At 70.6% G+C, this 15,774-nt stretch carries 15 protein-coding genes and 1 pseudogene; 14 read left to right on the top strand and 2 right to left on the bottom strand.

What is annotated here, in order from left to right; translation table 11 throughout:
- The first annotated feature begins 100 nt into the window (after window positions 1-100).
- The 7 genes from HZZ00_RS22070 (at window position 101) to HZZ00_RS22100 (ending at window position 6,156) form a co-directional block, all read left to right on the top strand.
- Window positions 101-958: a MoxR family ATPase gene (locus tag HZZ00_RS22070; RefSeq protein ID WP_180333656.1), complete on the top strand. Its 858-nt coding sequence runs from the start codon at window positions 101-103 to the stop codon at window positions 956-958.
- A complete protein-coding gene (locus tag HZZ00_RS22075; protein ID WP_180328061.1) occupies window positions 955-2,307 on the top strand; it encodes a VWA domain-containing protein in 1,353 nt (450 codons plus the stop codon). The genes HZZ00_RS22070 and HZZ00_RS22075 overlap by 4 nt, the downstream gene beginning before the upstream one ends.
- Before the next feature lie 102 nt (window positions 2,308-2,409).
- Window positions 2,410-3,378: a D-cysteine desulfhydrase family protein gene (locus tag HZZ00_RS22080; RefSeq protein ID WP_180328062.1), complete on the top strand. Its 969-nt coding sequence runs from the start codon at window positions 2,410-2,412 to the stop codon at window positions 3,376-3,378.
- 143 nt (window positions 3,379-3,521) lie between these two features.
- Window positions 3,522-3,986: a hypothetical protein gene (locus HZZ00_RS22085; protein WP_180328063.1), complete on the top strand. Its 465-nt coding sequence runs from the start codon at window positions 3,522-3,524 to the stop codon at window positions 3,984-3,986.
- Between the two features lie 62 nt (window positions 3,987-4,048).
- Entirely contained in the window at window positions 4,049-4,717 is a 669-nt protein-coding gene (locus tag HZZ00_RS22090) for an RNA polymerase sigma factor (RefSeq protein WP_180328064.1), read from the top strand.
- Window positions 4,714-5,097: a hypothetical protein gene (locus HZZ00_RS22095; protein WP_180328065.1), complete on the top strand. Its 384-nt coding sequence runs from the start codon at window positions 4,714-4,716 to the stop codon at window positions 5,095-5,097. The genes HZZ00_RS22090 and HZZ00_RS22095 overlap by 4 nt, the downstream gene beginning before the upstream one ends.
- A gap of 93 nt (window positions 5,098-5,190) precedes the next feature.
- A complete protein-coding gene (locus HZZ00_RS22100) occupies window positions 5,191-6,156 on the top strand; it encodes a pirin family protein (protein WP_180328066.1) in 966 nt (321 codons plus the stop codon).
- A gap of 433 nt (window positions 6,157-6,589) precedes the next feature.
- Here HZZ00_RS22100 and HZZ00_RS22105 read toward each other — a convergent pair.
- Window positions 6,590-7,157: pseudogene (locus tag HZZ00_RS22105) on the bottom strand (IS5 family transposase); the annotation flags it as partial.
- A 646-nt stretch (window positions 7,158-7,803) separates the two neighbouring features.
- Here HZZ00_RS22105 and HZZ00_RS22110 point away from each other — a divergent pair.
- From HZZ00_RS22110 to HZZ00_RS22125, 4 genes are all read left to right on the top strand, one after another.
- Window positions 7,804-8,358, top strand: a complete 555-nt coding sequence (locus HZZ00_RS22110; RefSeq protein WP_180328067.1) for an adenylyl-sulfate kinase — start codon at window positions 7,804-7,806, stop codon at window positions 8,356-8,358.
- Window positions 8,359-8,421: 63 nt separating this feature from the next.
- Complete coding sequence (locus HZZ00_RS22115; RefSeq protein ID WP_180328068.1) at window positions 8,422-9,207, top strand: class I SAM-dependent methyltransferase; 786 nt, start codon at window positions 8,422-8,424, stop codon at window positions 9,205-9,207.
- A gap of 134 nt (window positions 9,208-9,341) precedes the next feature.
- Window positions 9,342-10,790, top strand: coding sequence for an MFS transporter (locus tag HZZ00_RS22120; protein WP_180328069.1), 1,449 nt, complete (start codon window positions 9,342-9,344; stop codon window positions 10,788-10,790).
- Window positions 10,787-11,674, top strand: a complete 888-nt coding sequence (locus HZZ00_RS22125) for a sulfotransferase domain-containing protein (protein WP_180328070.1) — start codon at window positions 10,787-10,789, stop codon at window positions 11,672-11,674. Before HZZ00_RS22120 ends, HZZ00_RS22125 begins: the two co-directional genes overlap by 4 nt.
- A 457-nt stretch (window positions 11,675-12,131) precedes the next feature.
- Here the strand turns inward: HZZ00_RS22125 and HZZ00_RS38715 are convergent, their stop codons facing one another.
- Entirely contained in the window at window positions 12,132-12,293 is a 162-nt protein-coding gene (locus HZZ00_RS38715; protein ID WP_180328071.1) for a thioesterase domain-containing protein, read from the bottom strand.
- A 483-nt stretch (window positions 12,294-12,776) separates the two neighbouring features.
- On the opposite strand from HZZ00_RS38715, the gene HZZ00_RS22135 reads away from it, so the two are divergent.
- Genes HZZ00_RS22135 through HZZ00_RS22145 form a run of 3 tightly spaced genes read left to right on the top strand, consistent with a single transcriptional unit; the run spans window position 12,777 to window position 15,674 of the window.
- Entirely contained in the window at window positions 12,777-13,268 is a 492-nt protein-coding gene (locus tag HZZ00_RS22135; RefSeq protein WP_257585039.1) for a TetR/AcrR family transcriptional regulator, read from the top strand.
- On the top strand, window positions 13,265-14,503 hold the full coding sequence (locus HZZ00_RS22140; protein WP_257585041.1) for an MFS transporter: 1,239 nt from the start codon (window positions 13,265-13,267) through the stop codon (window positions 14,501-14,503). The genes HZZ00_RS22135 and HZZ00_RS22140 overlap by 4 nt, the downstream gene beginning before the upstream one ends.
- A gap of 25 nt (window positions 14,504-14,528) precedes the next feature.
- The gene (locus HZZ00_RS22145) at window positions 14,529-15,674 is read left to right on the top strand and encodes an epoxide hydrolase family protein (RefSeq protein WP_180328073.1); all 1,146 of its coding nucleotides are present in this window, start codon (window positions 14,529-14,531) and stop codon (window positions 15,672-15,674) included.
- Window positions 15,675-15,774 lie beyond the last annotated feature (100 nt).

Genomic DNA, 15,774 nt, shown 5'->3' on the forward strand with positions numbered 1-15,774 from the left:
ATCAAGCGGAAGGCGGATGACAGGGGTGCTGAACAAGCGCTTAGATAGAACCGCTGCCGAGAAAGTCCGAACACCGTTCCCCGACCCGCCGGAGGCCCCGTTGTTCACGTCCGTCGACGATGTCTCCGCCCGTCTCGCCGAGACCGGCTACCTCGCCTCGCCCGCCGTCGCCACCACCGTGTTCCTCGCCGCCCGGCTGGGCAAGCCGCTCCTGGTGGAGGGGCCCGCCGGGGTGGGCAAGACCGAGCTGGCCAAGGCCGTCGCCCAGGTGTCCTCGGCCCGGCTGGTCCGCCTCCAGTGCTACGAGGGCGTCGACGAGTCCCGGGCGCTGTACGAGTGGAACCACGCCAAGCAGCTGCTGCGCATCAGCGCGGGCCGGGACGAGAGCTGGGACGAGACCCGTACCGACATCTTCAGCGAGGAGTTCCTGCTCCCCCGCCCGCTGCTGACCGCCATCCGCGGCGACGAACCGACGGTGCTGCTGATCGACGAGACCGACAAGGCCGACGTCGAGATGGAGGGCCTGCTCCTCGAGGTGCTCAGCGACTTCCAGATCACGGTGCCGGAGCTGGGCACGGTCACCGCAACCCGGCGCCCCTTCGTCGTGCTCACCTCCAACGCGGGCCGGGAGCTGTCCGAGGCGCTGCGCCGCCGCTGCCTGTTCCTGCACATCGGCTTCCCGGAGCCGGAGCTGGAGCGGCGGATCGTCCGGCTGAAGGTGCCGGGACTGTCCGAGGCGCTGACGGAGTCGCTGGTGCGGGTGGTCGGGGCGCTGCGCGCGATGGACCTGCGCAAGGCGCCGTCCGTCGCCGAGACCGTCGACTGGGCGCGCACCCTGCTGGCCCTGGGCGCGGACACGCTGGACGAGAAGGTCGTACGGGACAGCCTCGGGGTGATCCTCAAGCACCAGGACGACATCCAGAAGGCCGCCGCCAAGCTCGACCTGGACACGCTGTGACGGATGCCGCCGAGCGGATCACCGCCCTGGTCGGGGCGCTGCGTGCGCACGGGGTGCGGATCGGCACCGGGGAGAGCGTGGACGCGGCCCGCGCGGCGCGGGAACTGGGGTTCGCCGACCGGGAGCTGCTGCGCGAGGGGCTGGCCGCGACGTTGCTGCACGGCCCGGCCCAGCGTGCCGTGTTCGACCCGGTCTTCGACCTCTACTTCCCGCGCGGCGTGGGCGGTCCGGGCGGCCGGCCGGCGAGCCGCGAGACCCTGCGCGAGCGGCTGGCCGAGGCCCTCGCGGCGAACGACCCCGCGCTGATGGCCCGGTTGGCCCAGGAGGCGGTCGACACCCTCGGCGGATACGGGAGTTCACCCGGGTCGGACGGCTGGTCCGCGTACCAGACCCTGGAACGGCTGCGCCCGCAGACGCTGCTGGCCCGGGTGCGGGCCGATGTGCGGGCGGGCGAGGGCGCGGGGGCGGGCTTCGCCGACCGGCTGCTGGACGACGAGATCCGCCGCCGGATCGAGGAGTTCCGGCGGCTGGTCGGGGCGGAGGCGCGGCGCCGGGTCGCCGAGCGGCGCGGGCGGGACGAGATCGCGCGCCGGGCCGTGCGCCCGACGGCCGACCGGGCGGACTTCCTGATCGCCGACCGCGACCAACTGGCCGAGCTGCGCAGAACGGTCCAGCCGCTGGCGCGCAAGCTGGCCACCCGGCTCGCGGCGCGCCGCCGCCGGGCCGCGCGCGGCACCGTCGATCTGCGCCGCACCCTGCGTTCCTCGCTGTCCACCGGTGGCGTCCCGATGCGGCCGGTGCTCCGCCGGCGCCGTCCGGTCCGCCCCGAACTGGTGCTGCTCTGCGACGTGTCCGGCTCGGTGTCGGGCTTCTCGGACTTCACCATGCTGCTGGTGCAGGCGCTGCACGACCAGTTCGGCAAGGTCCGGGTGTTCGCCTTCGTCAACCGGCTGGACGAGGTGACCGGCCTGCTCGACCACGGCCGCGCCGACCCCGGGGGCCTCGGCGCCCGCATCCGCGCCGAGGCCACGCTCACCGGCTGGCACGGCAGCAGCGACTACGGCACGGCGCTCGGCGAGTTCGCGGAGCGGTACGGCGCCGCGGTCGGCCCGCGCACCACGGTGTTCGTGCTCGGTGACGCCCGCACCAACATGAGCGACCCGAACCTGCCCGCGCTCACCGAGATCGCCCGCAGGGCCCGGCGCGTCCACTGGCTCAACCCCGAACCGGCCGCCCAGTGGGGCACCGGGGACTCGGCGGCGCCCGCGTACGCGGAACTGGTGGCCATGCACGAGTGCCGTACCGCGCGGCAGCTGGGGGCGCTGGTGGGGCGGCTGTTGCCGGTGTGAGGGGCCGGTGGGCGCAATCGGCGGGCGGCTGTGATCGACTGATCGCCGTACCGCCGTCACCGTACGAGGGCCCGTGCCCTCCTCCCGCGAGGATGTCCGCCCATGACGCACCCGCCCGTGCCGCTCGGCACCTTCCCCACGCCCGTAGAACCGGCGCCCCGGCTGGCCGCGGCGCTGGGCCTCGGCCCGGAGGACCTGTGGGTCAAGCGGGACGACCTGACCGGTCTCGGCGGGGGCGGCAACAAGATCCGCAAGCTGGAGTGGACGGTGGGCGCGGCGCTCGCCGAGGGCGCGGACACGCTGGTGACCACGGGCGCCGCGCAGAGCAACCACGCCCGGCTGACCGCGGCCGCGGGCGCCCGGCTCGGGCTGGACGTCGTCCTGGTGCTGCGCGGCGGGGCCGGTGCCTCCCGGTCCGGGAACCTGGCCCTGGACGGGCTGTTCGGGGCCCGGCTCGCCTGGGCGGGTGAGGTGGACCAGGCCGGTCTGGACGCGGCCGCGGCCGAGGTGTGCGACCGGCTGCGGGCGGACGGGGCCAGGCCGGCGCTGATCCCGTTCGGCGGGTCGGGGACGCTGGGCGCCCGGGGCTACGTCCGCTGCGGTGAGGAGGTGCGCGCGCAGGTGCCGGACGTGCGCACGGCGGTGGTCGCGCTGGGCTCGGGCGGCACCATGGCGGGACTGGTCGCCGCCCTCGGCACCGGTTCGGTGCTCGGCGTGGACGTCGGCGCGCTGGCCGATCCGGCCGCCGCGGTGGCGGAGTTCGCGGCGCCGCTGACCGCACAGGAGGTCACGGCACGGGAACTGCGCGTACGCCGGGACCAGGTGGGCGCCGGGTACGCGGCGCTGACCGGCCCGGTGACGGAGGCGCTGCGGCTGGCCGCCCGCACCGAGGGGATCGTCCTGGACCCGACCTACACGGGCCGGGCGCTGGCCGGACTGCGCGCGGCGGTCCGCGACGGTTCCGTACGCCCCGGCGAGAAGACGGTGTTCGTGCACACCGGTGGACTGCCCGGACTGTTCGGACACGCGCAGGCGGTGGCCGCCGCGGAGGAGGGGGCGGGAGCGTACTGACGCGGCCGAGCGCGCTCTGGGCGGCGGCCGGGGGTACGGAAAATTCGTCGGCCGGAACCCGCAACCTCGACCGGGGTCGGACGTCTGTCGGGGTGGAGGCCTCCACTTCGACCAGTTGTCCGAGCCGAACCACGAAGGAACCCATGTCCGCACACCGTGTCCCCCGTCCGAGCCGCGCCCGCAGGCTGCGCACCGCCCTGGGGGTCTCCGCGCTGGGCGCGGCCCTCGCCGTCACCGGCACCGTCGCCGCGCAGGCGGCCCAGTCCGACCACCACTCCGCCGGCCGGTCCGACGGCACGGCGAGCCCGGCACCGGCCCGAGCGGCGACCCCGTCGCCCGTGCCGTCCGCCCCGGGGCACGCCAAGACCCCGGCCCCCGTGCCGTCGGCCCCCGCCCACACGAGGACGCCCAGCCCCGTGCCGTCCGTGGCGTCCCCGGTGCCGGTGCCGTCCACGCCCGCCGGGACCCCGCGCCCCGTGCCCGCGACACCCGCCCCGGTGCCGGCGACGCCTTACCCGGTGCCCTCCACGCACGACGGGCAGGCCACGCCGAGGCCCGTTCCGCCCCACGGTCCGGTGACCCCGGCCCCGGTTCCGCCGCAGCACTGAGGTGAGGCGGGTGCGGGGAGCCGCCGTACGACCGGCTCCCCGCACCCGGCCCCAGGAGATCCATGACGACAACGACACCACCGGCGGCCCTGCCCTGGGAACGGACCGGCACGGCGCACTCCCCCGCGTTCTGGCGCAGATACGCCCGGCTCCTCGTCCGCGCCCGGTTGGGCACCGGCACGGGTCCGGCCGGCGCACCGGCCGCGCCGGGGCGCCCCCTCGACCCGGCCGCTGCCCTCGAACCCCCGCCCGGCATCGAGGAGTTGTACCACCACCGCCGGCTGTCCCTGGTGCGCCTGGCGGTGCTGCTGGTGGACGACCTGCCCACGGCCGAGGACGTCGTGCAGGACGCCTTCACCGCACTGCTGCGCCGGCACGGACACCGGCTCGCCGCCCTCGACGACCCGGAGGCGTACCTGCGGACCAGCGTGGTCAACACGGCCCGCTCGGTGCTGCGCCGGCGCAGGACCGTACGGGCGCACGTCCCCGCCCCGCAGGAGCACGCGCCCGCACCGGAGGAGGACGTCCTGCTGCACGAGGACCACCGGGAGGTGCTGGCGGCGCTGCGCACCCTGACCCGGCGGCAACGAGAGGTCCTGGTGCTGCGCTACTGGTCGCATCTGACCGAGGCCGAGATCGCGGCGACGCTCGGCCTGTCACGGGGCACCGTCAAGTCCACGGCCAGCCGGGCCCTGGACGCACTCGGCCGCCGTCTGGAGGGCCTGCGATGAACGACCCTGGTACGGCGGACACGCCGCGCCCCGTCGAGGAACGGCTGCGGGCCGCCCTGGCCGCCCGCGCGGACGCGGTGGGGCCGGCCGATCTGCGGCCCCTGCGGCCGCCGAGCGCCGCGCCGCGCCCGCGCCGGCCCGCGCCGCCCCCGCCGCTTCGCTCACTGCCGTCGCGCGCGGCCGTGGCGGGTCTGCTGGCCCTGGCCGCCGTGGCGGCGCTCGTCCTCCTCACGCTGCACGACACCCGGACCCGCCCGGCGGAACCGGCGCGCTCCCCCCGGCCGACGGTCACCACCCCGACGCCGGTACCGAGCGGTGCGATCCGCAGCCCCGTGGCGGTCCCCTCCCCGGCGTCGGAGCCCCCACGGCCGTCCGAGTGAGAGCGGCGCGGCGACGGCACCCGCGCCGTCGCCGGGGAAACGGCCGCTTCGCTTGTCCACCCGTGCAGCGCCCGCACCGCTAAGTTGGGCGGCATGAGCAACCTTGACCGCGCGCCCGTGCCCACCGTCTGCGGGGGCCGTGGATTCGTCGTCGCCGAACCGGTCCGCGAACTGCTGAGCCCCCGGCACGTCACGCTGGGGGAATCCACCGAGGTGCGTCGGCTGTTGCCGAACCTGGGCCGCCGCATGATCGGCGCGTGGGCCTTCGTCGACCACTACGGCCCGGACGACATCGCCGACGAGCCCGGCATGCAGGTCCCGCCGCATCCGCACATCGGGTTGCAGACGGTCAGCTGGCTGCACGAGGGCGAGGTGCTGCACCGCGACTCCACGGGCAGCCTCCAGATGGTCCGGCCCCGGCAGCTGGGCCTGATGACCGCCGGGCGCGCGATCAGCCACTCCGAGGAGAGCCCCCGGCCGCACGCCCGCCTCCTGCACGGCGCCCAGTTGTGGGTGGCACTGCCCGACGCGCACCGGCACACGGCCCCCAAGTTCGAGTTCCACGCCGAGCTGCCCACGGTGACCGCGCCCGGCCTGACCGCCACGGTGCTCCTCGGCGGCCTGGACGGCTCCGTCTCCCCCGGCACCGCCTACACCCCGATCGTCGGCGCGGACCTCGCCCTCACCCGGGGCGCGGACGTCCGGCTGCCGCTGGAACCCGACTTCGAGTACGGCGTCCTGGCCATGTCCGGCGAGGTGCACGTGGACGGCGTACCGGTCCTGCCGGGCTCGATGCTCTACCTGGGCTGCGGCCGCCGCGAACTCCCGCTGCGCGCCGAGTCCGACGCCGGGCTCATGCTCCTCGGCGGCGAGCCCTTCGCCGAGGAACTCGTCATGTGGTGGAACTTCATCGCCCGCACCCAGGAGGAGATCGAGCAGGCTCGCGAGGACTGGACGAGGGGGGTTCGATTCGGCGAGGTGAAGGGCTACGACGGGGCTCCGCTGCCCGCGCCCGCGCTGCCGCCGGTGCCGCTGAAACCGCGCGGAAGGGTGCGCTGACCTGGGATTATCCGGTCTTCTGGCCAGGTAGGTCCGAAAGGATCTCGTCGCCCGCCTCGCAAAGGGCATCTGTGGCGGCCAGGCCATTGGATGCTGCCGTATGGACACCTCCGAGGGCGTCCGCCCTAGTTTGATCTTCAGCACTGAGATGATCAGCCTTGTTGGGCTTCACGGGAAGTCGGCTGTCCTGCCCGGCGGAGGCTTCGCCGCCTGGCCCGTCCGGCGAACAAGAACAGCGATCTTGGTGGTCGAGCCGAGGCCTGCGGCGACGGCACCGTGGATCGCGGCGAGCGGGCAACGTCCAGGAGCCGGTAGGCCGGCTCGCGGCTGATGTCGGACTCCGCGACGCAGCGCGACTCCCAGCTACCGCGCCCAAAGGCGGTCAGACGCGGGCGGCGTGCGCGTCGCGGACCCGGGCGGCGAGCACCGCCACGGAGTGCCGGACATCGTCCATCGCCTCGCGCGGCCCGACCGTCATTTCCCGGGCCTGGACTCGGGGTACCCGCAGCCCCTTCATGACCGTGTCGAAGACGGTGGAGTCGTTGACGTTGCCGGGAGGACGACGGTCAGGGGCAGGCCCCGGCCATCGCAAGCGAAATGAACCTTGGTCGTCTGCCCGTCGCGGGGCCGGCCGAGCGCCTGGCGAGCCGCCGCGCATGCCGGATCGTCCAGCTCGTCCCCGCCTGCGCCCCTTTTCGCGGGCACCGCCGACGTGCTGGTGAGCCCGACTGACGGTGGAGTCGGCCGACACGGCCCATTCCACGGCCCCAAAGGAGTCGTCGCGGACCTGGACCTGCTCCAGCAGCCGGGCCCACGTACCGTCCGACTCCCAGCGGGCGAAAGCGTTGGCAGGCACGCCACGGAACACCGGTCCGCAACCACTACAACACCCCGTCGATCACCTACCGGTGATCCCGCCACGGCCGCCCACGACCATCGACCCCCGGCAGCAAAGGCGCTATCCGCCCCCACGCCGCATCCGTCAGCTGACGACGACCCACCGCAAGATCCTTATCAAGAGGGCTACGACTATCGCCACCTGCTGCGATGGTTTTCGCCTGCGTAATCGGGCATCGCGTCACATGCAAGGGCATTGAGTCTTCACAGTGGCTGGTCCGACACCGTGAGCCGTCTATGCGTGCCCTCTCCTGGCTTTGCGGATGCGATGCCTTACCGCCATCGCGGCAACCCTCATATGCCACCACCGCATCACCAGCGTCGCAGTCTGCGCACCGACCGACATGCTGTCCTGGCGTGATCTCAACTCACTCGAATGTGGCGCACGTCACTTCGATCTCGCACGAGAGGCGTCCCACTACACGTAAAGTGCTGACATATCCGCCTTTACAGCAAAAATAGCTTTTAAAGGTTTTGTACATCTTTGGGATGGTCGAGAGCAACGCGAAGCGGACCTTATAAGGAACGGAAAGCATGGCGCACATTAAAGCGGGTAATCGGGTGAAGTCACCTATGCCCTCTCCTCGGCCATTCTTGACGTGGCGTGCGGGTTATTTTTAGAGTTCACCGAAAGTTTGTTGAAGCTGATTTCGACGCGAACCAGCGGCATTGCACCAGCGGCTTAACTCACGTGAATGAAACGTTCGACCCCGCCCGTCACAACGCTCACAGCATCCGAAGGACGGCACTATGGCTACGCCTGACCATGTTTCCACACCAGCCATTCTGCGCGAGGGCGGCGTATTTTGGGTGACAGGGCTCGCAGAATCAGGAAAGACCACGGTCTCCAAAATCCTTGCACAGCAGATCCGGTCCTTCGGCATAAAGCCGATCCTTCTGGACGGGAATGCTGTGCGGGAAGCCATCGGGGAGACGCGGTCGTTCGACCGTGAAGGTCGACGCAAGATGGCCTATACCTACGCTCGCATCAGCCGCATGCTGGCCAACCAGGGGCAGGTCGTCATATGCGCAACCATTTCCCTCTTCCATGACGTGCACCAATGGAACAGGGAGAACATCGAACGATATTACGAGGTATTTCTCGACGTACCACTGGAAGAACTGAAGAAACGAGACAGCAAGGGAGTCTACAGCGAAGCGAATGACGAAGAAATCGTCGGAATCGGAGTCGAGCCAGAATTTCCGGAGAGCCCCGACCTGCAAATAGCGAACTTCTCCGACATCGACCCGAACGCGGCAGCCTCCCGAATCCTCAAAGAGTGCCTGACGGGAGCATCCCGCTGACCGGCTCCGGTTCGCCCGGATCAGCCGCCTCTACAGCCCTGCCCGACGGAAGAAGGAATTATCGTGACCTCGACCCTCAAGCACGGCGACTTCACCAGCCTGGCCGAGGACTACTCGAAGTATCGCGAGGGGTACGCGCCCTCAGTCCTTTCCGCATTGATTGGACTGCTCGGCGGCTCCGCCGAGGCTTGCGATGCGGTCGATGTGGGAGCCGGCACCGGCATCTGGAGCCGCATGCTCGCGGAAGCAGGCTTTCGGTCCGTGACGTCCGTCGACCCCAACGACACCATGCGGGCAACGGGAGAGAGGGACTCCGCACACCACGACATCATCTGGCGTGCCGGGAGCGGCGAGGACACCGGGCTTCCCAGCGCCTCGGCAGACCTCGTGACAATGGCGTCCTCCTTTCACTGGGTGGACTTCGACAAGGGCACCCAGGAGTTCAGCCGCCTGCTGCGCCCAGGCGGGTGGTTCGTCGCACTGTGGAACCCCCGCTACATCCAGGCCAGCCCCCTGCTCACCGACATCGAAGCGGAATTGGAGAGGCTGAAGCCGGACATGAAACGGGTCTCTTCCGCCCGCCAGGGGCTCATGGACGAACTGTCCGACCGGCTGGCAGCGAGCCCGCACTTCGACGACGTGATTCTCCTGGAGGGCCGCCACCACGTGCGGCAGACGGTCGATCACTACATCGGTGTGTGGCGCTCGGTGAACGACGTGCGCGTACAGCTCGGCGAAGAGAAATTCGAACAATTCCTCGACTACGCGCGGCGCCGCATCGGCGATGCGGAGACGGTGGAGACCACCTATCTCACCCGTGCCTGGGCAGCCCGCCGCACCACTGCCTGATGCGGCCGCCGCCGCACCGGGCCGGGAGTCGCCGGTGAGCGTGACAGACCCCCGCACCCGGGCAGGTTGAGATCATGACTGGCTCTTTGGTTGCTAAACGGATGCACCGTCACCGGGCGCTATTACTGACCGCGTTGCTCACCACCACCAACTTCCTCGTCGTCTTCGACGGCCTGGTGGTCACCGTGGCCCTTCCTGCGCTACAGCACAGCCTTGGCCTCGGTCGGGTCGGCATGCAGTGGGTCATGGCGGCCTACACCCTGCCCCTGGGCGGCATGCTGCTGCTGGGCGGCCGGTGCGGTGACCGTTACGGCCGCCGCCCGGTCCTCATCACCGGCTTCGCCCTCTTCATCACCGGCCTGCTGCTGGCAGGGCTCGCCCCGGCGCTGTGGCTGCTTCTGCCGGGGCGCATGCTCCAGGGCGCGGGCGCCGCACTCGCGGTCCCCACCTCCTTTGCGATCATCAGCGCGAAGCCATCACCGGTTGAGCGCAACCGGTTGTTCGCCGCGGTCGCAGTGGCCGGCGGAGTGGGGGCCGCGGGCGGCGCCGTGATCGGTGGTGTCGTCACGCAGGGACTCGGCTGGCGCTACGTCTTCCTGCTGTCCGTGCCGGTGGCACTCCTCGCCGCCCTGCTGACACCCAAGGTCTTGGATCGCGAGCCGCCGGCCTCCAAGATCGGCGGCCTGGACCTCCCCGGCGTCGCCCTGTCCATGGCCGGCCTCATGATGCTCGTCTTCGCCATCACCAATACCGAGACCGCGGGCACCGTCTCCTTCAGCACCTTCGGCTCTCTGGCACTGTCCGCCGTCGCGTTCGCTGGGTTCATTCTCCAACAACGCAGAACAGCAGACCCCCTCCTGCATCTCGGCATCCTTCGCGTGCCCTCCTTTCGCACCGCGGTGCTCGCCATGCCCGCCAACGAATTCGCCTACCAGGGCAGCGTCTTCATCGGGTTGCTCTTCTTCCAGCAAGCACTCGGCTACAGCCCCCTTGTCGCGGGACTGGCCTTCAGCCCCCTGGGGCTGGTCGTTCTGATCGGCTCGTCCGTCGCCAACCGGCTGCTGCGCCGCTACCGGTGGACGGTGGTGGCCTCCTGCGCCCAGTTCGTCAGCGCAGTCGGTCTGGTGCTGCTGGCCCTGGCCGGCCCAGGCAGCGCCTACATGCCGCACATCCTGCCGAGCATGCTCATCCTGGGGCTGGGAACCGTCGTAGGAGCCGTTTCCTTCAATGTCGCCGCGGGCAAGGACATCTCCCCCGACGACAAAGGGGTGGGCTACGGCGTCTTCGAGACCGCCAAGTACGTCGCGGGCGTCTTCGCCGTCGCAGGGCTGGGCAGTATCGCCGCGGCCCGCACCAGCTCCGCAGGAGCCACCGGCCATACCGCAGCACTGACGTCCGGTTACCAGCTGGCCTTCGCCGTAGCAGCACTCACCGCCGTCATCGGTGGAGTTCTGGTCGCGGTGCTGGGCGATGCACCCGGCACCGGAGCAGGCCAGTCCGCTCGGTCAGCGGGCGCCACCGACACATGCGACACCTCTGCCTCGGCACACCCTCCCGACCACGTGAACAGAGGAAAGCAATGAGCGAAAAGATCTACTACCTGCTCCACGGCATACAGGACCGGTACAACGCCCTCTACCAGGACAACATCGAAAAGCTCGGTCCTCAGGACATCGCGGTCGCCAGCATCGGCGGCTCCGGCCAGTCCCTCTTGGGTAACATCCTTCTCGAACTCGGACTCAACTACGCCGATCCCTACATCGACTCCCTGCACACCGACGGCACGAGCAGTCCCGTGCCCGCCTACGCCGAATACCGCAGCAGGCTGGCGGCCACCGACCGCAGCAGTTGGAACGACCAGGAGCACAGCAGGAAACGGTGGCCCCGTTTCGTGAAGACGCACCTCGCACCCGATTTCCTGGCACCACGCCCCTTGCTCGGGGCGTGGATCCTCATCAGGGACCCACGCGATTCCCTATACTCTTGGCATAAATTCCGCACTAATTTCGCAAAAGACCCTTTGGACATCCTGGCCGGCACCTTCGAGCAATGGCTGGAGAAACCCGGCCCTGCAGGCGTCAGTAGGCTCGATGACTGGTCATCCTTCTATGACGCCTGGGACCATGCGCGCGGCAGGTTTCAACGAAGCACCGTGACAACCTTCGAAGATCTCAAGAACGACCCGGTTCCCGCCCTGTGCAAGAGCCTGGAAGACCTCGAAGTGGACGTCAAAGAGTCCGACCTCGTACGAGCGATCGAGCGGAGCAGTTTCGACACCATGCGCGCACACGAAGAACAACGCTCGCGCGCCAAGGGCGACACAAGCGCCACGAACACCCGCATCATGCGCAGCGGCACACCCAATGAATGGCAGGGGTGGATGACGCCCGGCCTGCAGCAGAAATTCGGCACTGGAAAGATCGCCGAAGTCGCCCGGCGCTTCGGCTACGAAACGACCGCCGCCTGACGAACTCGCACATGATCAGCCGCCGAGCAGGGCGGGCGCAGCCTCCCGAGCGGCCAACTTACACCGTGCCCTACATGGTCAGTTGGTCGTTGGTTGGGCCATGGGGAGTGGGCGGTGGGTGCCGGACATGATCTCCGGCCGCCGCGCTTCCACACGCAGTCGGCCACAGTGATCGTCCCGCAGGAGCAACGGGTGGCTTCACATGCCGGGGGCGGGACAAGGCACGTCCGCACCGCGGTCTTCCCATACGGCTTCCCACGTCGGCCGCCGAGGGGCTCAGCGACCGGTCGGACCATCGTCCCCGAGAGTCCTGGGGGCGCCATGCGTAGTGCCGGTCGACCGGGATTTTCGGCACGTGCGAGACGGGCCGCCACATCCGCGACCACTTCGGCCTCCTGCGGCACGAGGTAGAAGTGGTCGCCGGGCAATGCACGCAAGACGAAGGAGCCCGAGGCGGTCAGGTCCGACCAGGCGCGGACGCTGTCGAGCAGGGGACGATGCCGCGTGTCTCCAGGCGCAGGGCAACCTCGTAGGCGACGCAAGCGCCCATACTCTGCCCGAACAGCGCCAGCGGCCGATCGAACCACGGCCGCAGTGCCGTGGTGACCGCGTCGGCCATGGCAGCCGGCGCCTGATGATCACTTCCGCGGAGCACCGGTCGCTCACGGCGTCTCCAATCATGGGGCGCCGCGTACAGCGCCGCATCGAGAGGGTTCTCGTCCAACCGAACAAGGCGTTGGCACTGAAGAGCGGCCCGTTGGACGTCCGCGCGGACCTCGTCGCCGCGGGTGTCGTCGAGACCGACTTCCTCGACCTCCTCCGTCCGCCGTGCGTACCTGGCGTCCTTCGCGGACGTCCATCCCCTAAGGGGGGTGGCGCGCAATCACGCGAGGACGCCGTAGCCCTGTGCTTCCTCGCCTCGCCGCGGCCCTCCTTGCGGGCCGCCGGACCGATGACATAAGAACGTTTGTTCCTACCGTAATGTACGTTTGTTCTTATGTGGAAGAAAGAAGAGCCCGGAGGGCATGGGGCGGCGGGCGGCGAGGGGCGCCGCGCCCGCCGCCACGACCCACGGCGCAGGGAGCGCATACTCGATGCCTCGTTGGACGTACTCGTCGAGGACGGTGTAGCCGGGATCACGCACCGCAAGGTCGCCGCCCGCGCGGACGTGCCGCTGGGCTCCGTCACCTATCACTTCGCGAGCCTGACCGAGCTGTGCGCGCAGGCGTTCGCGCGGTACGTCGAGCTGCGGACCGCCGAGTACGAAGCCCTCTTCACCGAGGTGTCCTCGCGTGAGGAACTGATCGACGTCCTGGTGGAACTGGTAGAGGGCGGGCCGTCCCGGGACCGCAGCGCGGTACTCGGCTTCGAACTGCATCTGGCCGCGCTGCGTGATCCCGCACTGCGCGCGCTGACCCAGGAGTGGACCAGGTCGAGCCGGGCGGTGCTGGCCCGCTTCACCGGGCCCGAGACCGCTGCCCGCCTCGACGCCCTCCTGGAAGGCATGATCATGCACACGTTGCTGTCCACGGAGCGGGAACCGCGTGCGACGACCCGGGCGGCCATCGTGCAGACGCTCGGACCGGGCACGTGAACGTCCCTTTCGCGGAAAGACGCGCCGACGAGACGACGAATGCCATCCGCTCGACGCACCTGGTCTTTGCCCTCCTCGGCCTGGCCGGGTCGACCTGGGCGTCCCGCCTGCCACAGATCCAGGAGCGCATGAACCTGGACGCCGCATCGGTCGGTGTTCTGCTGCTGCTCCTCGCGGTCGGCGGACTGGTGGCGCTGCCGCTGGCCGGCCCCTTCGTCGCACATGCCGGGCCGCGCCGGGCCGTCACCACGGTGGCCGTCGCGGTCGGTGCCGGTCTCGGCGCCGTGGCGTCCGGTTTCGCTCTCTGGCCGCCTCTTCTCCTGGCCGGACTCCTCGTCCTGGGCACCGCCACCGGGTTCTGGGACGTCGCGGTGAGCGTGCACGCGGCGGCCCTCGAACGACGGCTCGGCCGGGCCCTGATGCCCCGCTTCTTCGCGGGATTCAGCATCGGCACCGTGGCGGGCGCATGCCTCGGCGCACTGATGACGGTGCTGCGCATTCCGGCGGGCCTGCACATCGGGGCTGTCGCCCTGCTCGTCGCCCTGGCGACCCCGGCGGCCGTCCGGCACTTCCTGCCCCGGACCGCTCTCCAGTCACCGTCATCACCCGACGGCGTGCGCGAGTCCGGCGCACCCGCCTGGCGTGACCCGCGCACCGTCCTCCTCGGCCTCGTCGCCCTCGCCTTCGCACTGGCGGAAGGAGCGGGGAGCAACTGGATCAGCCTCGCCGTCATCGACAGCCGCCACACCACAGCGGCCGTCGGTACCCTCGCCTACGCCGTCTTCCTCACGGCTGTCACCCTGGGCCGCTGGCTCGGACCGCTGATCGTCGACCGCCTGGGCAGGCCCGGCACCTTGCGCGCGGCGGCCTGTGCCGCCTGCCTCGGGGTCGCACTGTTCGCCACCGCGCCCGGTCTCTGGGCGGGCTTCACCGGCGCAATGCTGTGGGGAGCGGGCGCCTCGCTCGGCTTTCCCCTCTGCCTGAGCGCCGGTTCGGACGATCCCGCCCACTCGGCCGCCCGGGTCGGGGTGATCACCTCGATCGGCTACGGCGGCTTCGTGTGCGGCCCGCCGCTGATCGGGGCCCTCGCCGACCGATTCGGCCTCGCCCCGGCCCTGCTGGTGACCGCCGCCGCCGTGCTCGCGTCCCTCCCCCTCGCCCCTGCCCTGCGCCCCGCCCCGCACACCACGCGCCCGAACGCCGCCGACACGACAACCGTCACACACACCTTCTGAGCACCGACCCTCCGAGGAGCACTCCGTGCCGACCACCACCCCTGTCATCGACGTCAGTGATACCGATCTGGAGGATCTCCGTGCTCGGCTGCGCGCCACCCGGTGGCCCGAGCCCTGGCCGGTCGACGGCTGGGAGGCGGGCACCGACGCCACCGAACTGCGCCGCCTCGTGGCGTACTGGGCCTCGGACTACGACTGGCGGACCCACGAAGCCGCCGTCAACGCCCTGCCGTCCCACTTCGCGGACATCGACGGCACACCGGTGCACTACCTCCGTTACGACGCCGAGCACGAGGACTCCCTGCCGATCGTGCTCACCCACGGCTGGCCGAGCACCGTCCTGGAACTCACCGCCCTTGCCGAGCGATTGGCCGCCCCGTCCCGCCACGGCGGCGACGCGCGGGACGCGTTCACCGTCATCGTGCCCTCCCTGCCCGGTTTCGCCTTCTCCCCTCAGCGGCCCGCCCTCACCGGCGCCGAGCAGACCCACGACCTGTGGCACCGGCTCATGCACGACCACCTCGGCTTCCGGCAATACGCGGCCCACGGCGGAGACCTCGGCGCCGGCATCACCTCCCGGCTCGCCGAAGCCCACCCCGAGTCCGTCGTCGGCATCCACCTGCTCGCCGCCGCGGCACCTGCCGACCATGACCCGGCCTCCCTGACGCCCGAGGAGCAGGTCCATCTCGCCTCCGCTGCGGCTTGGCAGACGGAGGAAGGGGGCTACATGCACCTGCAGAACACCCGCCCTCTCACACTCGCACCCGCCCTCAGCGACTCACCCGCCGGACTGCTCTCCTGGATCCTGGAGAAGTACCGCGCGTGGAGCGACTGCGGAGGCGACCTGTCGACCCGCTTCAGCGAGGACTTCCTCCTCACCCAGGCGTCCCTTTACTGGTTCACCGGCACCATCTCCACGTCCTTCCGCCCGTACTACGAGTACGCGCACCATCTGACCCGTCGCGTACGGCGGGTGGACGTCCCCACCGCCCTTGCCCTGTTCCCCGCCGACCTTTCCCGACCACCACGAAGCTGGGCCGAGCGCGCCTACCGCCTCACGCGCTACACCCGCATGGCCCGCGGCGGACACTTCGCCGCCTACGAGGAACCCGATCTGCTCGCCGACGACATCACCACGTTCTACCGCGGGCTCCGCACCCACCGCCCCTGAGCCCCGCGGCCGAACGCGATGCGTCACGACCACGGCGTCGACGCCTTCCGACAGGTGGCTGCCGATCCCCCTGGCCGGGCAGGCGGTTTGTGGGCGGATG

Origin of the sequence: Streptomyces sp. NEAU-sy36 (assembly GCF_013423905.1) — a bacterium.
Lineage (GTDB): Bacteria > Actinomycetota > Actinomycetes > Streptomycetales > Streptomycetaceae > Streptomyces > Streptomyces misionensis.